21 protein-coding genes and 1 riboswitch are annotated in these 18,639 nt (G+C 41.6%); of the genes, 18 read left to right on the top strand and 3 right to left on the bottom strand.

The genetic code is table 11. The features are described from left to right. Positions 1-93: 93 nt before the first annotated feature. A riboswitch (purine riboswitch) is annotated at positions 94-195 on the top strand. Positions 196-351: 156 nt separating this feature from the next. From FILTAD_RS10455 to FILTAD_RS10445, 3 genes are all read left to right on the top strand, one after another. Further along, complete coding sequence (locus FILTAD_RS10455; protein ID WP_124070719.1) at positions 352-939, top strand: xanthine phosphoribosyltransferase; 588 nt, start codon at positions 352-354, stop codon at positions 937-939. Continuing rightward, on the top strand, positions 936-2,234 hold the full coding sequence (locus FILTAD_RS10450) for a nucleobase:cation symporter-2 family protein (protein WP_124070718.1): 1,299 nt from the start codon (positions 936-938) through the stop codon (positions 2,232-2,234). Before FILTAD_RS10455 ends, FILTAD_RS10450 begins: the two co-directional genes overlap by 4 nt. Positions 2,235-2,497: 263 nt before the next feature. Next, positions 2,498-3,709: a NupC/NupG family nucleoside CNT transporter gene (locus FILTAD_RS10445; RefSeq protein ID WP_124070717.1), complete on the top strand. Its 1,212-nt coding sequence runs from the start codon at positions 2,498-2,500 to the stop codon at positions 3,707-3,709. 80 nt (positions 3,710-3,789) lie between these two features. On the opposite strand, the gene FILTAD_RS10440 is transcribed toward FILTAD_RS10445, so the two are convergent. Together FILTAD_RS10440 and FILTAD_RS10435 are read right to left on the bottom strand one after the other, a co-directional pair. Then, entirely contained in the window at positions 3,790-4,035 is a 246-nt protein-coding gene (locus FILTAD_RS10440; protein WP_124070716.1) for a DNA primase, read from the bottom strand. A 122-nt stretch (positions 4,036-4,157) separates the two neighbouring features. Continuing rightward, complete coding sequence (locus FILTAD_RS10435) at positions 4,158-5,060, bottom strand: aldo/keto reductase (protein ID WP_124070715.1); 903 nt, start codon at positions 5,058-5,060, stop codon at positions 4,158-4,160. Positions 5,061-5,131: 71 nt separating this feature from the next. Between FILTAD_RS10435 and FILTAD_RS10430 the strand changes: the two genes are divergently transcribed. From FILTAD_RS10430 to FILTAD_RS10375, 12 genes are all read left to right on the top strand, one after another. Beyond that, positions 5,132-5,677 (top strand): NUDIX hydrolase, encoded by a 546-nt coding sequence (locus FILTAD_RS10430; protein ID WP_124070714.1) that lies wholly within the window; start codon positions 5,132-5,134, stop codon positions 5,675-5,677. Positions 5,678-5,782: 105 nt separating this feature from the next. After that, entirely contained in the window at positions 5,783-6,298 is a 516-nt protein-coding gene (locus FILTAD_RS10425; protein WP_124070713.1) for a hypothetical protein, read from the top strand. A 94-nt stretch (positions 6,299-6,392) separates the two neighbouring features. Continuing rightward, on the top strand, positions 6,393-6,851 hold the full coding sequence (gene fur, locus FILTAD_RS10420) for a ferric iron uptake transcriptional regulator (RefSeq protein ID WP_124070712.1): 459 nt from the start codon (positions 6,393-6,395) through the stop codon (positions 6,849-6,851). A 127-nt stretch (positions 6,852-6,978) separates the two neighbouring features. Further along, positions 6,979-7,878, top strand: a complete 900-nt coding sequence (gene xerD / locus FILTAD_RS10415) for a site-specific tyrosine recombinase XerD (RefSeq protein WP_124070711.1) — start codon at positions 6,979-6,981, stop codon at positions 7,876-7,878. A 26-nt stretch (positions 7,879-7,904) separates the two neighbouring features. Beyond that, positions 7,905-9,089, top strand: coding sequence for a phosphopentomutase (gene deoB / locus FILTAD_RS10410; RefSeq protein ID WP_124070710.1), 1,185 nt, complete (start codon positions 7,905-7,907; stop codon positions 9,087-9,089). A 14-nt stretch (positions 9,090-9,103) separates the two neighbouring features. Then, positions 9,104-10,411: a pyrimidine-nucleoside phosphorylase gene (locus FILTAD_RS10405; protein WP_124070709.1), complete on the top strand. Its 1,308-nt coding sequence runs from the start codon at positions 9,104-9,106 to the stop codon at positions 10,409-10,411. A gap of 273 nt (positions 10,412-10,684) precedes the next feature. Then, the gene (locus tag FILTAD_RS10400; RefSeq protein WP_124070708.1) at positions 10,685-11,038 is read left to right on the top strand and encodes an anti-sigma factor antagonist; all 354 of its coding nucleotides are present in this window, start codon (positions 10,685-10,687) and stop codon (positions 11,036-11,038) included. Beyond that, the gene (gene spoIIAB, locus FILTAD_RS10395; RefSeq protein ID WP_124070707.1) at positions 11,028-11,474 is read left to right on the top strand and encodes an anti-sigma F factor; all 447 of its coding nucleotides are present in this window, start codon (positions 11,028-11,030) and stop codon (positions 11,472-11,474) included. The genes FILTAD_RS10400 and spoIIAB overlap by 11 nt, the downstream gene beginning before the upstream one ends. A gap of 3 nt (positions 11,475-11,477) precedes the next feature. Beyond that, a complete protein-coding gene (locus FILTAD_RS10390) occupies positions 11,478-12,266 on the top strand; it encodes a SigF/SigG family RNA polymerase sporulation sigma factor (protein ID WP_124070706.1) in 789 nt (262 codons plus the stop codon). 4 nt (positions 12,267-12,270) lie between these two features. After that, positions 12,271-13,719, top strand: a complete 1,449-nt coding sequence (locus tag FILTAD_RS10385; RefSeq protein WP_124070705.1) for a spore germination protein — start codon at positions 12,271-12,273, stop codon at positions 13,717-13,719. Positions 13,720-13,785: 66 nt separating this feature from the next. Then, the gene (gene lysA, locus FILTAD_RS10380) at positions 13,786-15,114 is read left to right on the top strand and encodes a diaminopimelate decarboxylase (protein WP_124070704.1); all 1,329 of its coding nucleotides are present in this window, start codon (positions 13,786-13,788) and stop codon (positions 15,112-15,114) included. Positions 15,115-15,294: 180 nt separating this feature from the next. Next, entirely contained in the window at positions 15,295-15,657 is a 363-nt protein-coding gene (locus FILTAD_RS10375; protein ID WP_124070703.1) for a GNAT family N-acetyltransferase, read from the top strand. On the opposite strand, the gene FILTAD_RS10370 is transcribed toward FILTAD_RS10375, so the two are convergent. Then, the gene (locus tag FILTAD_RS10370; RefSeq protein ID WP_124070702.1) at positions 15,654-16,169 is read right to left on the bottom strand and encodes a DUF309 domain-containing protein; all 516 of its coding nucleotides are present in this window, start codon (positions 16,167-16,169) and stop codon (positions 15,654-15,656) included. The two genes, FILTAD_RS10375 and FILTAD_RS10370, sit on opposite strands and share 4 nt — an antisense overlap. Before the next feature lie 46 nt (positions 16,170-16,215). Between FILTAD_RS10370 and FILTAD_RS10365 the strand changes: the two genes are divergently transcribed. Genes FILTAD_RS10365 through FILTAD_RS10355 form a run of 3 tightly spaced genes read left to right on the top strand, consistent with a single transcriptional unit; the run spans position 16,216 to position 18,573 of the window. Next, positions 16,216-16,962, top strand: a complete 747-nt coding sequence (locus FILTAD_RS10365; RefSeq protein WP_124070701.1) for a segregation/condensation protein A — start codon at positions 16,216-16,218, stop codon at positions 16,960-16,962. 4 nt (positions 16,963-16,966) lie between these two features. Continuing rightward, positions 16,967-17,578 carry an SMC-Scp complex subunit ScpB gene (gene scpB / locus FILTAD_RS10360; protein WP_124070700.1) on the top strand — a complete coding sequence of 204 codons (612 nt, stop codon included), beginning with the start codon at positions 16,967-16,969 and terminating at the stop codon, positions 17,576-17,578. Next, positions 17,575-18,573: a D-alanyl-D-alanine carboxypeptidase family protein gene (locus FILTAD_RS10355; RefSeq protein ID WP_124070699.1), complete on the top strand. Its 999-nt coding sequence runs from the start codon at positions 17,575-17,577 to the stop codon at positions 18,571-18,573. The genes scpB and FILTAD_RS10355 overlap by 4 nt, the downstream gene beginning before the upstream one ends. Positions 18,574-18,639: the final 66 nt, after the last annotated feature.

Below are 18,639 nucleotides of genomic sequence, written 5' to 3'. Positions count from 1 at the left end.
ACTCTTAATTTCTTATTTGTTTTTTCGTGAATTATAGGAATCCTTTTTTTATTTATATTGCATTGAAAACCTGTTTTACCGTGCTATACTAAAAGCAATCCAATAACATTCACTCATATAATAGCGGGGATAAGGCCTGCAAGTTTCTACCGATTTGCCGTAAACAAATCGACTATGAGAAGCAACGAATTGAGAGACTCATGCTGTTAAGACAAGCGTGCTTTCTTTTCTTTTCCATTCGACAACTAAGTTCGGATGACATTGCTCCACTCATTGTATGAAGGGATGCACGGTCATTTGAGCTTATTTTTTTGGTTCTTGATCGTGAAAACGATAAGGGGGAATAGCATTTTGAAGATGTTACAAGATAAAATAAGAGTAGATGGTAAAGTGTTATCAGAAAACGTATTGAAAGTGGATTCATTTTTGAACCATCAAATTGATCCAGCCCTTATGCAAGCAATCGGTGAGGAATACGCAGCAAGATTTAAAGATGCAGGAATAACAAAAATCCTTACATTGGAATCTTCAGGTATCGCCCCTGCAATGATGACGGGGCTTGTATTAGGCGTACCGGCAGTTTTTGCACGTAAACGCAAATCGTTAACGCTCATTGACCACCTCTATACAGCGAGCGTGTATTCATATACAAAAAATGAAACAAATGATATTTCTGTTTCAAAAGACTTTATCACAAACGAGGACACTGTTTTAATCATTGATGACTTCCTAGCGAATGGACAAGCCGTTCTTGGGCTTCTGGATATTGTTGAACAAGCCGGTTCAAAATTGGCGGGCGTTGGAATTGTTATTGAAAAAGGTTTTCAACCAGGTGGGAAAATGATTCGTGAACGGGGTATCCGGCTAGAATCTTTGGCAGAAATAGCTTCTCTTGAGAATGGTGAAGTGACATTTGTCGGCGAGGGTTCTGACAGATGAAATCGACACTATTAGGCTTTCAACATTTGCTTGCCATGTATGCAGGAGCAGTCATGGTACCGCTTATCGTGGGGCAAGCAATTGGGCTGAGTTCGAATCAGTTGACGTACTTGGTATCTGTTGATATTTTGATGTGTGGTATTGCAACACTTTTACAAATTATGTCTAATCGGTTTTTCGGAATTGGCTTACCGGTTGTTTTAGGCTGTACGTTTACTGCTGTCGGTCCGATGATTTCAATTGGAGCTGATTACGGAATCTCTGCAATTTATGGTTCAATCATAGCTTCAGGTTTAATCATTATTATTATCAGTCGATACTTTGGTAAACTTGTTAAGTTTTTTCCTCCGGTTGTCACGGGTTCTGTCGTTACGATTATTGGTATTACGCTAATCCCTGTCGCTATTCAGAATATGGGCGGAGGACAAGGTGCATCTGATTTCGGATCGATGACGAATTTAGCGCTTTCTTTTGGGACGCTATTCTTTATCATTCTTATGTTTCGATTTACAGAAGGATTTCTACGTGCGATTTCTATTTTACTAGGGCTAGTTATTGGTACAGTAGCGGCAATCATGTTGGGAGTTGTAAATTTTGATGCCGTAAGTGATGCGGCAATGTTCCATATGGTTCAGCCGTTTTTCATCGGCTTTCCGACTTTTCACTGGATACCTATCTTGACGATGACGTTAGTTGCCATGGTTTCGCTTGTTGAGTCGACGGGCGTATATTTTGCCCTTGGGGATATTTGTGATAAAGATATAGATCAAAAAGATCTTGAAAAAGGCTATCGGGCTGAAGGGTTGGCCTCATTCATCGGCGGAATTTTCAACGCTTTTCCGTACACGACATTTTCGCAGAACGTCGGATTGATTCAAATGTCGGGTGTTAAATCACGTAAGATTATTTTCATTACAGCTGCAATGCTTATCTCACTTGGTTTCATGCCTAAAATTGCAGCAATTGCAACCGTTGTTCCGCCTGCTGTTTTGGGCGGCGCCATGGTAGCGATGTTTGGTATGGTTGCTTCACAAGGCATAAAAATGCTTAGCAAAGTTATTGCCGACTCGCAGGAAAATGCAATGATAATCGCCTGTTCAATCGGTTTAGGTCTTGGTGTTTCCGTTGTCCCGGATTTATTCGCACAGTTACCTGATGGTTTTCAAGTATTGACCAGTAACGGTATTGTCGCAGGTAGCTTAACAGCCATTTCATTGAATATCATTTTCAATATGCTTCCTTCAAAGAAGAAAAGAGCTGAAAAAGCTGTTCAGCTAACCGAACAAGAGGCTTAACCCTATAAAACCCTCAATGCGTAATTTACGCATTGAGGGTTTTATTCATTTATGCCATTTTCATGGGAAAGATAAGCAACACTTCGAATAGTTTCCGGTGTCATCCCATATCACATTAAAAAGTTTTTCTTCTTTAAAAAGACGGATAGATATGGATTCAAAAGGAACACTACTCATTATGACGTATTAACAAGTAAAACAATTAGTTTGAAGTTTTACTGAAAAAGTACTAATGGACAGAATCCATTAATGAGGTGTTTTGCGTGAATATAGTATGGGGACTTTTTGGTATCGTTGTCGTATTAAGCATTGCTTTTCTTTTTTCCAATGGTAAGAAATCCATTAATTTCAGAACGATTTTTGTTGGACTGGCAATTCAAATAACGTTTGCATTTATCGTGTTAAAGTGGGAGGCGGGAAGAGCAGGCTTAATATGGTTCTCCGGGAAAGTACAAAATGTAATTGACTATGCAGGAGAGGGAATTGGGTTTGTTTTTGGTCCTGCTGCGGACGTTGAAGGCTTTGGTTTTGTATTTGCATTTCAAGTGTTGACGATTATTATTTTCTTCTCCTCATTAATATCTGTATTGTATTATCTAGGGATTATGCAACGGGTTATAACACTCATTGGCGGAGCATTGTCGAAGTTGTTAGGAACGAGTAAGGCTGAATCAGTATCCGCAGCAGCGAACATCTTTGTAGGACAGACAGAAGCGCCACTTGTCATTCGTCCATTTTTAGCTAACATGACAAAATCTGAGCTGTTCGCCGTCATGACTGGCGGGCTGGCTTCTGTTGCAGGTTCCGTTCTTGCGGGGTATGCATTATTAGGTGTTCCGCTTGAATACTTGATCGCTGCAAGTTTCATGGCTGCACCTGCAGGTCTAATCATGGCGAAAATGTTCATACCGGAAACAGAACAATCAGCAATCGCCGAATTTGAAATGGAAAAGGATCAAGAGTCAACGAATGTTATCGATGCAGCAGCGCGTGGAGCAGGGGACGGTTTGCAGTTGGCGTTGAATGTCGGTGCTATGTTGCTTGCTTTCATTGCACTTATTGCACTTGTCAATGGAATGCTAGGTGGAGTTGGGGATTGGATTGGTTTCGAATCTTTAACGATTGAAGGAATACTTGGTGTTCTGTTTTCTCCGCTTGCATTCGCAATCGGTGTGCCATGGTCTGAAGCTGTGACGGCAGGGAGTTACATTGGACAAAAGCTTGTCTTGAATGAATTTGTTGCGTATGCAGCATTTGCTCCGGAAATTCCAAACCTGTTACCGAAGACAGTTATCGTTGTTAGTTTTGCGCTTTGTGGCTTTGCGAATTTAAGTTCTTTAGCAATCCTTCTGGGTGGATTGGGTGCATTGGCTCCTAGTCGTCGTTCTGATATTGCAAGGCTAGGCATTCGGGCAGTTGCAGCAGGTGCGCTAGCGTCCTTGTTGAGTGCTGCTATTGCAGGGATGTTCATTTAACTTCAAACATCAAGTAGGAAAAGACCGGGTTGCTTTTACAGCTTCCCGGTCTTTTAGCTTTTTCAATCTGTAAAACAGCTTTATTTATCTTCGTCACTATCTTCAACAGTACCATCATCGACATCCTCATCGTCTAAGTTTTCATCAATATCAACATTTACATCCGAATCTGTTCCATCATCTGTTTCGACATCAGCAGGGGGATTATCTACATTTACGTTAGTATCGTCATCATCATCACCGCATGCGGCTAACATCCCAATCGATAACATGGCTGCTGCTCCAAGTTTTAACCATTTCTTTTCTCCAGTAAGTTTCATTTTCATTTAAATCGCCTCCGATAGATTGTTTTGTTAGTGTTGCATATAAATATAAATACCCTCGTTTCTTTTTGCGAACCATTACATTTTGATTACAGTTTTTATTTCAAGAAAAAAAGCACAGGCAATTATAGCCTATGCTCCTTGTAAGTATGTGATTTTATTTTACTTTCCAGTAGATAGACATCTGCACTTTTCGGTTGGTTTTCATAGGCGATAATTGAATCGAGAAGCTGTTCTGTTGTTCGGGCGCCGACAAGGGCTGATGCAATTGTTTTATCGCGTAGAACGAAAGCGATGGCTGCTGCGTGCAAATCAGCTGAGTGTTCATCTAGCAGCGCGACAGTCTCTTTTAATTCGTTAGCATTGTATTCGGCAAAACCATCTGCTTGACCTGCCTTTGTTACACCAATGGATGTTAGAAAACCTTTCGCTATCGTTCCCCTTGTAATAACAGACGCCCCTGCGTCGTGGATCATCGGAAACCATTCTTCGGGTCTTCGGTCAAGCAGACTATATTGCATCATAACTGAAATAGCTGCACTGCTACCCAAGAACCGTTTAATGACAGTTGGCCTGATTGATGAAATGCCGTATTGGCGAATGAGTCCTTCTTTCTTTAGGCTGTCGAATGCATCAATCGTTTCTTCAACATTATCTTCCATCGTTCCACCGTGTAACTGATATAAATCGATATAATCTGTTCCAAGCCGCGTCAAACTTTTCTTAACAGCTTCTTCGATATGCTTTTTAGAAGGGTCCCACGTCCATTCAGTACCCTCTTCGTTCATTTTGTTACCCGCTTTTGTTGCAAGTATAACGTCAGCGCGTCTTCCTTTTAATGCATAGCCGACCAGTTCTTCATTTTTCCCGCCGTCATATAAATCAGCTGTATCAAAATAATTCATCCCAGCATGGATCGCTGCGTCGATAATGTTTTTTGCTTCACCTAAGTCATCCGGCAAAGACATGCATCCGAGTCCAAGTTCAGAAATGAAAAGGCCACTTTTACCTAACTCTCTCTTCTTCATCCACTGCACCTCCTGTTTTATATATGGTACAATTTATTGTATATAAACACCATTAGAAGGAGTCGAACGAATTGGACAAATATGAAGAAAAAACGATATCAGGAACGACTATATATGAAGGGAAAATTATAACAGTACGAATTGAAGATGTGGAACTCCCTGATGGCAATCATGCGAAACGTGAATTAGTGAAGCACCCGGGCGCAGTTGCCATATTAGCGATTACTTCTGAAGGTAAACTCGTACTTGTCGAGCAATATAGGAAAGCGATTGAACGGTCATTAATTGAAATACCGGCGGGTAAAATGGAGCCTGGCGAAGCCCCTGAAGTGACGGCTGTGCGTGAGCTCGAAGAGGAGACGGGTTTTGGGGCGAAGAAATTTACATATATCCAGTCATTTGCGACTTCGCCCGGATTCGCGAATGAAGTGATCCATCTTTATTTGGCGCAAGGGTTATACAAAATCGACAATCCGGCTGCCGGTGACGAAGATGAATTCATAGAACTAATTGAAGCGACAATCGAGGAAGCAGAAGAACTCGTTGCGACTGGTAAAATTTTTGATGCCAAAACTGCATTTGCCGTGCTCTATGCAAAAGATCTTTTGAATAGCTGACCTAAATCGAACCGGACAAGCATAGAGTATGTAAAGTGAAACTTCTCAATCAGTGAAGTTCTTACTGCCCGCTAATGCGGGACAAACTATGCGGAGGTGCAGGCTTTGGTCCGATCCTTATCATTCATTCACTTATTCGTCATTCTAGCAGTCGGATATATTGGTGGTGCACTGCTATTCCGGGAAATGCCAACAACTGCGATGGAAAAGTTGATAAATTTCTATGATGGCCGTGTCATTCATGGACATGAAACTGGATTTATCAAACCAATTGGGACGACGTTTCTCTTTTTTATTGTTGCCTATGCATTTACATCTTTTCGGTATACGCGGTTTCTTGTCTTATTTCTTGGCGCTGTCAAAAGTGTGTTTTTCGGCTTATCTTCATCGTACTTGCTCAGTTCGGGATCGACAATGATCGATTATACAGTTTGGTGGTTTCCGTTCCAACTACTTTCATGCTTTTTGTTTCTTTTATACTGTGTGATATTAAGACCTCCGTATTTTATGCGGAAAACAACGGATAAAAAGAGGAATCGAAGGGCGTTGCCGGTACTTATTGTATTGTCTTCAATCGTGCTTGCTGTCGAGATGATCATCTACTATTCCATCCTCAAGTAGATTATGAGTTTGTTTCATCGCACTTATATTTCCTTTAAGTTGTCATCCCGAAAGACCATTTGATATAATGGAGTCAGTTTGAGGGGGGCGTCGTATGGAAAGCCGGATCGATCGGATAAAAAAACAATTGCACGGGGCCAGCTACAAGTTGACGCCTCAGCGTGAAGCGACGGTTTTGGTCCTCCTTGAGCACGAGGAAGACCATCTAAGTGCGGAAGATGTATTTTTACTAGTTAAAGAAAAAGCACCGGAAATCGGGCTTGCTACAGTTTACCGTACGTTGGAATTGCTAACGGATCTTAAAGTGGTCGATAAAATCAATTTTGGAGATGGTGTATCCAGGTATGATTTGCGCCAAGAAGGGGCCGCACATTTCCACCATCATCTTATTTGTATCGAATGTGGAACTGTAGATGAAATTCAAGACGATTTACTTGGCGATGTTGAAAAAATCGTCGAAAGTCGTTTTCAGTTTAAGATTAAAGACCATTGGCTAACGTTTCACGGTATATGCAAACGTTGTAAACCGGACGTTGAAGATGGTGAGGTTTGAAACGAGGGATAGCATGGTGCTGTCCCTTTTGTCGTTCGAAATGTATATGAATCCTTGAACAGGAGGGGGGAAAGGGTATGTATTCATCACAAAGACTTTCCAGGGGTTATTGCCCTGTGCGCATCATATGAAGGACGCTCGTTTTGCACTAGAAGATTACATACACTTTTTAAAAGTGGAAAGACAGCTTTCGGTCAATACAGTTGCATCGTATGAACGGGATCTCAATGAATATATCGGACATATGGAAAAAATGGGTTATGAAACAATCGACGCCATCGATCGGTCAGCTATACTTGACCATATAAACTACTTGCGGGAAGGTGGTAAGTCGGCCCGTACTGTATCAAGACATATATCGTCCATCCGTTCCTTACATCGATTCCTGTTGCGTGACAAGGTGACAACTGGAGACCCGACCGTCCATATTGACCTGCCGAAGCTTGAACAGAAATTACCTCGCGTGTTAACGATGCCGGAAGTGGACAGACTCATTGACACACCGAATCATGCCAAGCCACAAGGCGTTAGGGATCGTGCATTACTTGAAATTTTGTATGGTACTGGAATGAGAGTCAGCGAACTAATCGGTCTTAATATGGATGACATTCATTTATCGATGGGCTTTGTTCGGGTTTTTGGTAAAGGCGGAAAAGAACGTATTATCCCCTTAGGTGGGGAGGCGATTAAATCCTGTCTTCGCTACATCGAAGAAGCGCGTCCCGTGTTCATCGCAAAACAAAAAGGCGCCGTCGCATTGTTTGTCAACATGCGCGGAACAAGACTGACAAGGCAAGGGTGTTGGAAACTATTAAAGTCACATGCACTTAAGGCGGGTATACAAAAAGAACTGACCCCACACATCCTACGCCATTCATTTGCTACACATCTGATAGAGAATGGAGCAGACTTACGGGCTGTTCAGGAAATGCTTGGCCATGTGGACATTTCCACTACGCAAATTTACACACACGTCAGTCGTTCTCGATTAAAGGAAGTGTACGTTAAATTTCATCCAAGAGCATAATTAAAACTACTAGGAGGTATTTTGGAATGGGAAACGAACAATTCAAACGCATACATCTTATTGTACTTGACTCTGTCGGTATAGGAGAATCACCTGACGCTCATCTATTCGGGGATGAAGGTGCAAATACATTAGGTCATATTGGAGACGCAATGAACGGGCTAACAATGCCGAATATGGGGAAACTCGGTTTATCTAATATTAGTGAAATAAAAGGTATCGCGGTTACAGATGAACCCAGCGGATATTACACTAAAATGCAAGAAGCATCAGTGGGGAAAGATACGATGACTGGTCATTGGGAAATGATGGGTCTTAACATCAACAAACCATTTAAAGTGTACCCGAATGGTTTCCCATCTGAACTGATTGAAGAACTTGAAAAACGGATAGGTCGAAAAATAATTGGCAATAAACCCGCAAGTGGGACCGCGATTATCGATGAACTCGGAAAAGAGCATATGGAAACAGGTGCAATCATCGTTTATACATCAGCAGATCCTGTAATGCAAATTGCTGCTCATGAAGACATCATTCCGATTGAAGAACAATACCGGATTTGTGAAATTGCACGGGAGTTGACATTGGAGCCGAAATACCTTGTCGGCCGTGTTATTGCACGACCGTTCATCGGACAACCAGGAGATTTCACTCGTACGACAAACCGTCACGATTACGCATTAAAACCATTTGGCCGCACGGTAATGAATGAACTCATAGATGATGGTTTTGATGTTCTTGCAGTTGGAAAGATAGCTGACATTTTCAATGGTGAAGGTATTTCAAATTCAGTCCGTACAGTAAGTAATATGGATGGGGTTGACAAGTTGTTAGAGGTCATGAGTAAAGATTTCAATGGCCTAAGCTTTACAAATCTTGTTGACTTTGATGCGTTATTCGGGCATCGCAGAGACCCACTGGGATATGGTAATGCCCTTGAAGAGTTTGACGTTAGACTTGTAGAAATCATGAGCGCACTCCGCAAGGATGACTTGCTCATTATTACTGCCGATCATGGGAACGACCCTGTTCACGAGGGAACCGATCATACTCGGGAATATGTACCGTTACTCATCTATTCTCCATCTCTCAAACAAGGTGGATCACTTCCTCAAAATGAGACATTTTCTGATATTGGCGCAACAATCGCTGATAACTTTAATGTGAGGTTACCTGAATTCGGAAAAAGTTTCTTAACGCTATTAGAATAAAAGGGGTGACGTTCATGTTCAGAATGGTTGACATAATTGAAAAAAAACGGGATGGCGAGGAACTATCAAAAGAAGAAATCACTTTTTTCATAACGGATTATACGAATGGTTCCATACCGGATTATCAGGCAAGCGCTTTTTTGATGGCAATCTATTTTAAAGGTATGACAGCAAAAGAACAAGCATACCTGACGATGGCAATGGTTGAATCAGGGGACCAAATCGATTTGTCAGCAATCGAAGGCATAAAAGTCGATAAGCATTCGACAGGCGGCGTAGGGGATACGACTAGTCTCGTTCTAATCCCCCTCGTCGCAGCATGTGGCGTCCCTGTTGCGAAAATGAGTGGACGAGGTCTTGGTCACACAGGTGGAACACTCGATAAACTGGAAGCAATTGAGGGATTCCATATTGAATTGACAGAACAACAATTTGTGAAACAAGTAAACGATTTAAAACTTGCTGTAATTGGTCAAAGTGGTAATTTGACACCGGCAGATAAAAAATTGTACGCCCTGCGCGACGTCACAGCAACCGTCAATAGCATCCCACTTATCGCTAGTTCAATTATGAGCAAAAAGATTGCAGCTGGTGCAAATGCTATCGTCTTGGATGTCAAAACGGGTGACGGTGCGTTCATGAAAACGGAGGCTGATGCGAAAGCACTGGCTAAGTCAATGGTTGCCATTGGCAGACAAGTCGGCAGAAATACAATGGCGGTTATTTCGGATATGAGTCAGCCACTTGGCTTTGCGATTGGAAACTCGCTCGAGGTTATTGAAGCAATTGAAACATTAAAAGGTAATGGTCCTGAAGATTTAACGGAGCTCTGTCTCGTACTTGGTAGTAAAATGGTCATGGCAGGTGGAAAAGCGAAGTCGCTTGAAGAGGCTCGCGACAAGCTCTTAGCTGTTATCGCAGATGGTACGGCACTTGAATTATTTGGTCAATTGATTAAAGCACAAGGCGGTAATGCCGCCATAATTCACAACCCCTCCTTATTGCCTGTTGCAGCATTCAAAGTCGAAGTCCCTGCGCTTACAGCTGGCTACATAACGCAGATGGAAGCGGATGATATAGGTGTAGCTGCAATGCTGCTCGGAGCGGGTAGGGCCACTAAAGAAGACGAAATTGATTTAGCGGTGGGTATCGTGCTGAAAAAGAAAATTGGAGATAAAGTTCAAGTGGGTGAACCGCTTGCTATTATCCATTCAAATTCTACTAATGTGGAACGTTCGACTTCGATCATTCAACAGCATATAACCATTGCCGATCAAGCAGTAAAAAGTCCTCAACTTATAGGTGAAATGATTACTGAATGAAGTAAATTTAGACGAAAGCTATCTTATTCTCCGTTAAAAACGGTTGATGAGATAGCTTTTTTTGATGGGAAAACACAAGGCGGCATGATTGCGCTCTCACTTTCTATATTAATTTAAATTGGATGTGTAAATTGCAAAAAAGACGTACATACTTTTACTAGAGCCAGGCATTGTCGAAATCTAAGACCTTTACGCTATTGGTGACTAGTTTTGTCAACTAAAAGGGTTCCTTCCTTCCGGTATGGAATATTCAGCATGAAGGAGGGGTTCAGCATGGCTGATATTGAAATTATTGACAATGGGATTTTAATTGCGACACTGCGAGGGGAACTGGACAATCATGAGGCGAATCGAATCCGTACCCATATTTCTTCATCCATTTTTTCAGGACAAGTACGATCTGTAATTTGGAATCTGGAAGGACTCGGTTTCATGGACAGTGCAGGCATTGGCCTCATTTTAGGCAGAATGCGTGATCTAGTACCAGTGGACGGGGAGACACTCATTTTGAATCCGTCCTCAACAATGGAAAAAATATTCAATTTTTCCGGTCTGGGGTCGAATATCAGACGTTGTACGGTCGATCAGGCGATCGGGGAAATCGGAGGGGTCTTACATGAAAAATGAAATGACGTTATCATTCGTCGCGATTGAAGAAAATGAGGCACTAGCAAGAATGGCGATGACTTGTTTCATCACACCGCTTGATCCGACAATTGAGGAAATTTCAGAATTTAAAACAATTGTGTCAGAAGCAGTGACAAATGCAATCATTCATGGTTATGAATGTGATGGAAAAAGTCAAGTGACATTACATGCAGTAATTGATGATAACAAAGTGTCAATGACGATATCCGATGAAGGCGCAGGTATTTTTGACATTGAACAAGCGATGGAACCAATGTTCACAACACGCCCGTTCATGGAACGGTCAGGTATGGGGTTCACAATAATGGAAAGCTTTTCCGACAGACTTTCTGTCGAATCCGTCATAGGAAGAGGAACGGTTGTTAAGTTTGAAAAAACGTTTTCTCCGGTCACGGAAACTAGCAGAATGAGGTGACCTATGGACACATCTGTTGATAATAAACACGCTTTGTTGTCCCAGGAGACGATGAGGGAACTCATAAAAGTTTCACAAGAAGGCGATAAAGAAGCAAGAAGGATGATGGTTGAAGGTAATACACGACTTGTGTGGTCCATCGTCCAACGTTTTGCATCTCGTGGTGCAGACACCGAGGACTTGTTCCAAATCGGCTGTATCGGCCTTATGAAATCAATCGATAAATTCGATCTATCGTACGAGGTGAAATTTTCCACCTATGCGGTGCCGATGATTGTTGGTGAAATCCAACGATTTTTAAGAGATGACGGAATGGTTAAAGTGAGTAGATCCATTCGGGAACTCAGTTTCAAAATCCGTCATGCAACGGACGACTATATTAAAAAGCATGGTAAATCACCATCTATTTCCGAAGTTGCGGCTGTTTTAGAAGTGACAGTGGATGAAATAATTCTTGCATCAGATGCATTACGAGACCCAGCTTCACTTCATGAAAAGCTGTATGAAAGTGAAGGGGATAGCCTAACATTGATGGACCAACTCCGTGATGATAGATCTGAACGGGTATTCGATCATATCCCGCTTAGGGATGTTGTTTCGAAATTGAATAAGCGTGATCAAACCATTATTTACATGCGTTATTATTTAGATTGTACACAAAGTGACATCGCCGAACGGATAGGTATTTCACAAGTACAAGTATCACGACTCGAGAAGAAAATTCTTGCTCAGCTAAAAACATGGATGGGTGCGAATGCTGAAGAAAGTTTGGTAAAAGTGAGGACGGATTAAAACAATGAAAAGGTTATTCCAATCTAGGGAAGAAGGAGAAGAATGGTTCTATGCCTTATTTGGCAAAGAAGAGTCATTCGACTCTGTTGCCAGATTACTGCATTTATGGGATATGCCCACTTTGTTTTTGTATATGAATGGGCTTGTTGACGGGGATGTAATTACAACATTATTGACAGAAATGCAGTGGAGAAATGAACCACCGGAAAATGAGGGGGACGGGGCCGATAGGTTCCTCTCCTATTTCCCGTACCATGCTGTAGAGCCAGTTGAAGATAAGGAAGTATTACTGAAGTCTATATTAAGCGGGGTAGCGGCGTTTATAACGCCAGAAGGTTATGCATTTACGATTGATGTTCGTTCGTACCCCGGTAGACAACCAGAAGAACCAGATAACGAAAAAGTAATTCGTGGATCAAGAGATGGGTTCACGGAAAATATTCTTACAAATACGGCCTTGATAAGAAGAAGAATTCGGACGGAGAAATTGAGATTTGAAATGCATGAGACAAGCGCAGAAGGTAAAACGGACATTGTTATTGCTTTTATGCAAGGAGCGGCTAGTCCGAAACATTTAAAATATATACGGGAAAGACTTGATGATATTCGTACGGATGGGCTAACCATGACAGATAAATCAATTGAGGAATTTCTTTTTAAACAAGGTTTTCATCCGATGCCGTTTACTAGGTTTACAGAGCGTCCAGATATTTGTGCTGCTCATTTATTGGAAGGTCATATTGCCATAATCGTTGATACATCACCTTCAGTTATACTTGTGCCGACTACTTTGTTCCATCATCTTCAACATGCAGAAGAGTATAGGCAAGCTCCACTAATTGGTACTGCTGTTAGATTCGTACGCTTGTTTGGAACGGCGATGAGTTTGTTGTTACTGCCATTTTGGTATTTGTTATCTACAAGGCTAGAGTACTTACCGAGCGCCATTAGTTATATCGGGCCGAACGAGGTCGGTCATATTCCGTTACTTGTGCAACTTTTGATAGCGGACGGTGGTATCGAAGTGTTGCGAATGGCTGCTATACATACCCCTACGCCGTTGTCGACAGCGATGGGGTTGGTTGCGGCTATAGTCATCGGTCAAGTAGCAATTGATGTGGGATTATTTTCGGGAGAAGTTGTTTTATATGTAGCTGTAAGTGCGATTTTGACATTTGCTATTCCATCCTTTGAGTTAAGTGTCACAACAAAAGTCTTTAGGATTTTAATATTATTGTCGACCGCATTGTTTGGCGCGGCAGGCTTTTTCCTCGCATTGCTAGTTCTGTTTTACTATTTATGTTCGCTCAAACCAATGGATGTTCCTTATATGTGGCCGGCTGTTCCATTCTTTCCAAAAGCAATGGCACGCGTGCTTATCAGGTTTCCAATGACTGCGGATGCGCCTCGACCTTATATAACTGATTCACCGGAACGTGACCGTGTCTCTTAGATCATTGCCACTTGACTCCCGACTATGATAAAGTTTTAGTTATATAATTCGGGAGGAGTAGGCTATATGCATCTTTACGGAACACAATCGATTAATGAAAGAGGTCATCTGGCAATTGCCGGCGTCGATACAGTCGATCTTGCACATACGTGTGGTACACCGCTTATCGTCTATGATATCGCGTTATTCCGCGAACGTGCAAAGGCCTTTAAAGAGACGTTTAAAAGTATGGGGATTCAATCGCAAGTTGCCTATGCAAGTAAAGCATTTTCATCTATCGCCATTTATGAAATAGCACAACAGGAGGACTTATCTCTGGATGTCGTCTCTGGTGGTGAACTTTTTACTGCTGTTGCGGCTGGTTTTCCTCGTGAACGGATTCATTTCCACGGCAATAATAAAAGCTACACAGAGTTGCAACATGCTTTCGATGAAAAAATCGGCTGTCTTGTGATCGATAATTTTTCGGAAATTGAAATGGTGAAAGAGATTGCAGAGATGCGCAAGGAAAAGATGAATGTACTTATTCGTGTAACACCTGGCGTCAAAGCATCCACTCATGATTATATTACGACAGGTCAAGAGGACTCGAAGTTTGGATTTGACCTGAAAAATGGACAGGCTGATGAAGCATTTCTTCAACTGTTTAATCATCCTTATATTGGGCTTTTGGGCATGCATTGCCATATTGGTTCCCAAATTTTTGAATCAGATGCTTTCCGTTTGGCAGCAGAAGCACTCATGTCAAAAATGATTTCTTGGCATGAAATGCATAATTTTGTCTGTCCCGTCTTAAATTTAGGAGGCGGTTTCGGAATACGTTATACTGATGAGGACAAACCTTTGGAACCGTCGGCTTATGTTAAGGAAATGGCAACAATCGTTTTATCAATGACTCGTAACTATAATTATCCGGTTCCCGAAATCTGGATTGAACCAGGTAGATCACTTATTGGGGATGCAGGAACCACTTTGTATACTGTAGGAAGTACGAAAGAAGTTCCTGGCGTCCGTACATATATTGCGGTTGATGGTGGAATGTCCGATAATATCCGCCCGGCACTGTACGGGGCGAAATATACGGCTGTCACTGCCAATCGTATGAATGAGCCACAATCCAATAGAGTGACGATTGCAGGGAAATGCTGCGAATCTGGTGATAAGCTTATCGAAGAAGCCTATATCGCCAAAACAACGTATGGTGATATACTAGCTATTACTTGTACGGGTGCCTATGGCTACTCAATGGCAAGTAATTATAATCGATTGCCAAAACCTGCAATTGTCTTTTGCGAAAACGGAGAGAAGCAGCTTGTCGTGCGCAGAGAAACGTATGAAGACGTCATTCGACTCGACATCCCTTTGCAAAAAGTGAAATGGGGCGAGAAGATATGAAAAAACGCAATTTGATCCTTTTCTTGCTCATCCTTGTTGCCGCAGTAATATGGGGAGCTGTATACTGGTATTTCATCATGCCGGTCATCGACCCACGCTAAAGGACCGCAAAGAGGAAGGCCCTGTTATTACTTACGGTATCATTACCGTAGGATTTTCAGAAAAGAAGGGATCTAACCAATGCTTTTACGCTATAAGAAGACTTATGAGAAAATTGCTATGGGTTTACTATCGTATATGCCCGGTGATAAAAGTGTAAAGAAATTACAAGAACTAATCGCTACTTACGAAACGGATGAAAACTGGCTACTGTATTTATGGAAAAAAGAAGAAGATCTTATCGGTTTAATCGGTTTAGAAATGGGAGAAGACGAATATACACTACAACATATTTCCGTCAATCCTTCTTTTCGAGGAGAGGGCGTCGGGAAAGAGATGGTTGCAAAAGTACAAGCCCTCTTTCCAGACAAAAACTGCCTTACGACAGAAACAACCAACGCATTCATAAAAAAATGTACAATGAAAGAGGAAGGCGCAGATTAACACTGTCTGCCCTTCTTTTTTTCTTCGCGTAGACGTAGAATATCTTCCCTATCTCTTAGCATATGTTTATGAATGATAGCATCGCTGCCTTCAGGAAGGAGTGGCAAAGAATCTTCCATAATTTCAACGAGTTGTCTAAGTTGCTGTGAGGTCACAGCAATTAAAAATGAACTAAATGGCCCCTCAGACGAAATGCTTACTATAGTAGCTTGCACATTGTTTAGTAAACGTTTAAAATCAATTTCTTCCGTAAAAGCGGAATGCAGGTTTGAGATTGAATGAAACTTCTTTTCTGCATTTCGAAGCGTACGGAGTGCCCCAGGGATATTTCCTCGCCGCCAATGATACATCCCCGTTGAAAGTAGAATATAGGCAGTCAAAGGATGTGTTTTATCGCCGTCAGGAAGGGACTTCCAATACTCTTCTAGAACTTCGTGGCATTCAAAATAGTCTTGATTGTCATTAAAATAAACAATAAACTTTACAAAGAGTGGTTGATGTAATGGATGCATGCAAACATTCCTTTCATGAGTAGAAATAATAGGTAGGTGTTTAAATTTGTCGTATAAAGTGAAACTTGAAGTGTTTGAAGGTCCCTTGGATTTATTATTACATTTAATTAACAGACTTGAAATTGATATATACGATATTCCTATGGCTGAACTAACACAGCAGTACATAGAACACCTTCACGCAATGCGTGTGCTACAACTAGACGAATTGAGCGAATATCTCGTACTCGCGGCGACTTTGATAGAGATTAAGAGCAAAATGTTGCTCCCAGTCCATGAAGGTGAAGATTTCAGTGATGAGCAAGGATTTGATATGGAAGAAGATCCGCGTGATGAACTTGTTGCACGTATTATTGAATATAGGAAATATAAAGAGGCAGCTACAAGCCTTAAAGAATCCGCAGCAGAACGCTCTGAGCATTTTACAAAATATCCAGGTGATCTCTCAGTATTCGGTGAAGTAATTGTATCTGATAAAGAAGAACATATGAATGTTTTTGATTTGATCGGCGCATTTCAAAAAATGCTCGATCGAAACCGCTTAAAAGTTCCACGTACTGCAAGTATATCAAAAACAGAACTATCTGTCGGGGAAAAAATGGATGAAATCATGGCTACATTGCAACGGGGGGGCGGACGATGTGACTTTTATTCACTTTTCGATATGGGTGATACCGGCGGATTAGTCGTTACATTTGTATCACTTCTTGAATTGATGAAAAGAAGAGACGTTATTGTAGAGCAAGCTGGTAATTTTGACCGATTAACTGTTTCGTTCAGACGGGAGGATTAATGAAATGGAAACGGAAGATCGTTTAATAGGGATGATTGAAAGCTTTTTATTCATTGTAGGAGATGAAGGGCTATCAATGCAGCAATTAATGGTTTTAACAGAACGTGAAGAAAGTATAGTAAGTGCGGCACTTAATCGTTTGCTAGCAAACTATGAACAACGTCAGGATTGTGGGATAACAGTAAAGGTACTTGGTGGTGCATACGTACTTGTGACAAAATCCGAATTTGCAGAAGATATGAAACGGTTGCTGGAAAGTCCAGCACCAAAATCCATGTCTCAGGCCTCACTCGAAGTATTGGCAATCATCGCATACCGACAACCTGTGACTCGGGTTGAAATTGATGACCTGCGCGGAGTTAAATCGGAGGGGCCGATTAATACACTTGTTGCAAAAGGATTGATAATGGAAAAAGGACGATCGGAAGGAAGTGGGCGGGCAATTCTATATGGTACGACTGAATTGTTTCTCGACCGTTTCGGACTTGAATCCATTCAAGGGCTTCCGCCATTGCTACTACAAGAAGAGAATGTTGTTGGAGAAACGGATTTGTTCATGACGAAATTTCAGGAAGCGTTTGCGATAGAAGATGATGGGGGAGGAACTAACCGTTGAAACGGGCATTGATCGTTGTCCTTTTTTTTACACTTCTTTTTAGCGTTGGAGCAAAAAATGCCGCTGCTGGTCAAGCTTGGGCTGTGATTGACGCAGATACCGGTCGGTTTTTAGATGGGCAAAATGAAAATGTTAGGCTTCCAATTGCAAGCTTAACTAAAATTTGGACAGCATTTACGGTTCTTGAAAGTGGAGTGCCTAATCGTGAAGTTTTGATATCATCTCGTGCAGCTTCTGCGGAAGGTTCTTCAATCTATTTGAAACAAGGCATGACTATCGATTCAGAGGCTCTTCTTTACGGATTGATGCTTCGTTCGGGCAATGACGCAGCGCATGCCCTTGCTGAACATGCCGGAGGATCAATGGAAGGCTTTGTTGATATGATGAATGACAACGCACTTCTATATGGACTGAATGATACTGAATTTACGAATCCGTCAGGTTTACATGACGATCAGCATCTGTCCACCGCACGTGATACTGCACTTATGCTGTACTATGCGATGAAAAATGAAAGGTTTCGAAAAATTGCTACATCAAAAAATTATGTATACCGAGAAGGTGATGAAGTATACAGCTGGCAAAATAAGCATCGGCTAATTGGATCTGATTCGGGAGCAATTGCCGGGAAAACAGGCTTTACTAAAGTAGCCAGAAGGACGCTTGCAACATACTTTGAAAAAGATGGGAAAAATATTATTGTTGTTACGTTAAATGATTCAGACGATTGGAAAACACACACGCATTTGGCGCAGAAAACATTTTCCGCATACAACCTTGTTACGATTGCTAAAAAGGGAACGTATGATATCTTGCCTGGCATTGAAGCAGAATTAGAAAATCCTATTCGACTCCTCTTGAAAAAAGACGAAAAGGATAAGCTTTCAAATCTCATACGCATCCCAAGAGATAAGGGGAAGTCAAGCAAGGGATTATGGACCGTGTCATTTGACAATGAAGCACTGCTTACTACGGAAGTTCTAATTCAAAGGTGACTGATTGATTACAATCAGAATAACGAAGTATTTTCAACATATAATCCACGTGGTAAGTTGAAATGT

This window comes from Filibacter tadaridae (genome assembly GCF_900609045.1).
GTDB classification, from domain to species: Bacteria; Bacillota; Bacilli; order Bacillales_A; family Planococcaceae; genus Sporosarcina; species Sporosarcina tadaridae.
This window is presented reverse-complemented; position numbering and strand designations above follow the sequence as displayed.

Excerpts from the sequence above, each read along its gene's own strand:
- FILTAD_RS10440 (WP_124070716.1), bottom strand. The coding sequence starts at position 4,035 with ATGAAAATGAAACTTACTGGAGAAAAGAAATGGTTAAAACTTGGAGCA.
- xerD (WP_124070711.1), top strand. The coding sequence starts at position 6,979 with ATGAAGGACGCTCGTTTTGCACTAGAAGATTACATACACTTTTTAAAA.
- FILTAD_RS10375 (WP_124070703.1), top strand. The coding sequence starts at position 15,295 with ATGCTTTTACGCTATAAGAAGACTTATGAGAAAATTGCTATGGGTTTA.
- spoIIAB (WP_124070707.1), top strand. The coding sequence starts at position 11,028 with ATGAAAAATGAAATGACGTTATCATTCGTCGCGATTGAAGAAAATGAG.
- FILTAD_RS10390 (WP_124070706.1), top strand. The coding sequence starts at position 11,478 with ATGGACACATCTGTTGATAATAAACACGCTTTGTTGTCCCAGGAGACG.
- FILTAD_RS10435 (WP_124070715.1), bottom strand. The coding sequence starts at position 5,060 with ATGAAGAAGAGAGAGTTAGGTAAAAGTGGCCTTTTCATTTCTGAACTT.
- FILTAD_RS10400 (WP_124070708.1), top strand. The coding sequence starts at position 10,685 with ATGGCTGATATTGAAATTATTGACAATGGGATTTTAATTGCGACACTG.
- FILTAD_RS10450 (WP_124070718.1), top strand. The coding sequence starts at position 936 with ATGAAATCGACACTATTAGGCTTTCAACATTTGCTTGCCATGTATGCA.
- FILTAD_RS10385 (WP_124070705.1), top strand. The coding sequence starts at position 12,271 with ATGAAAAGGTTATTCCAATCTAGGGAAGAAGGAGAAGAATGGTTCTAT.
- FILTAD_RS10405 (WP_124070709.1), top strand. The coding sequence starts at position 9,104 with ATGTTCAGAATGGTTGACATAATTGAAAAAAAACGGGATGGCGAGGAA.
- deoB (WP_124070710.1), top strand. The coding sequence starts at position 7,905 with ATGGGAAACGAACAATTCAAACGCATACATCTTATTGTACTTGACTCT.
- scpB (WP_124070700.1), top strand. The coding sequence starts at position 16,967 with ATGGAAACGGAAGATCGTTTAATAGGGATGATTGAAAGCTTTTTATTC.
- lysA (WP_124070704.1), top strand. The coding sequence starts at position 13,786 with ATGCATCTTTACGGAACACAATCGATTAATGAAAGAGGTCATCTGGCA.
- FILTAD_RS10370 (WP_124070702.1), bottom strand. The coding sequence starts at position 16,169 with ATGCATCCATTACATCAACCACTCTTTGTAAAGTTTATTGTTTATTTT.
- fur (WP_124070712.1), top strand. The coding sequence starts at position 6,393 with ATGGAAAGCCGGATCGATCGGATAAAAAAACAATTGCACGGGGCCAGC.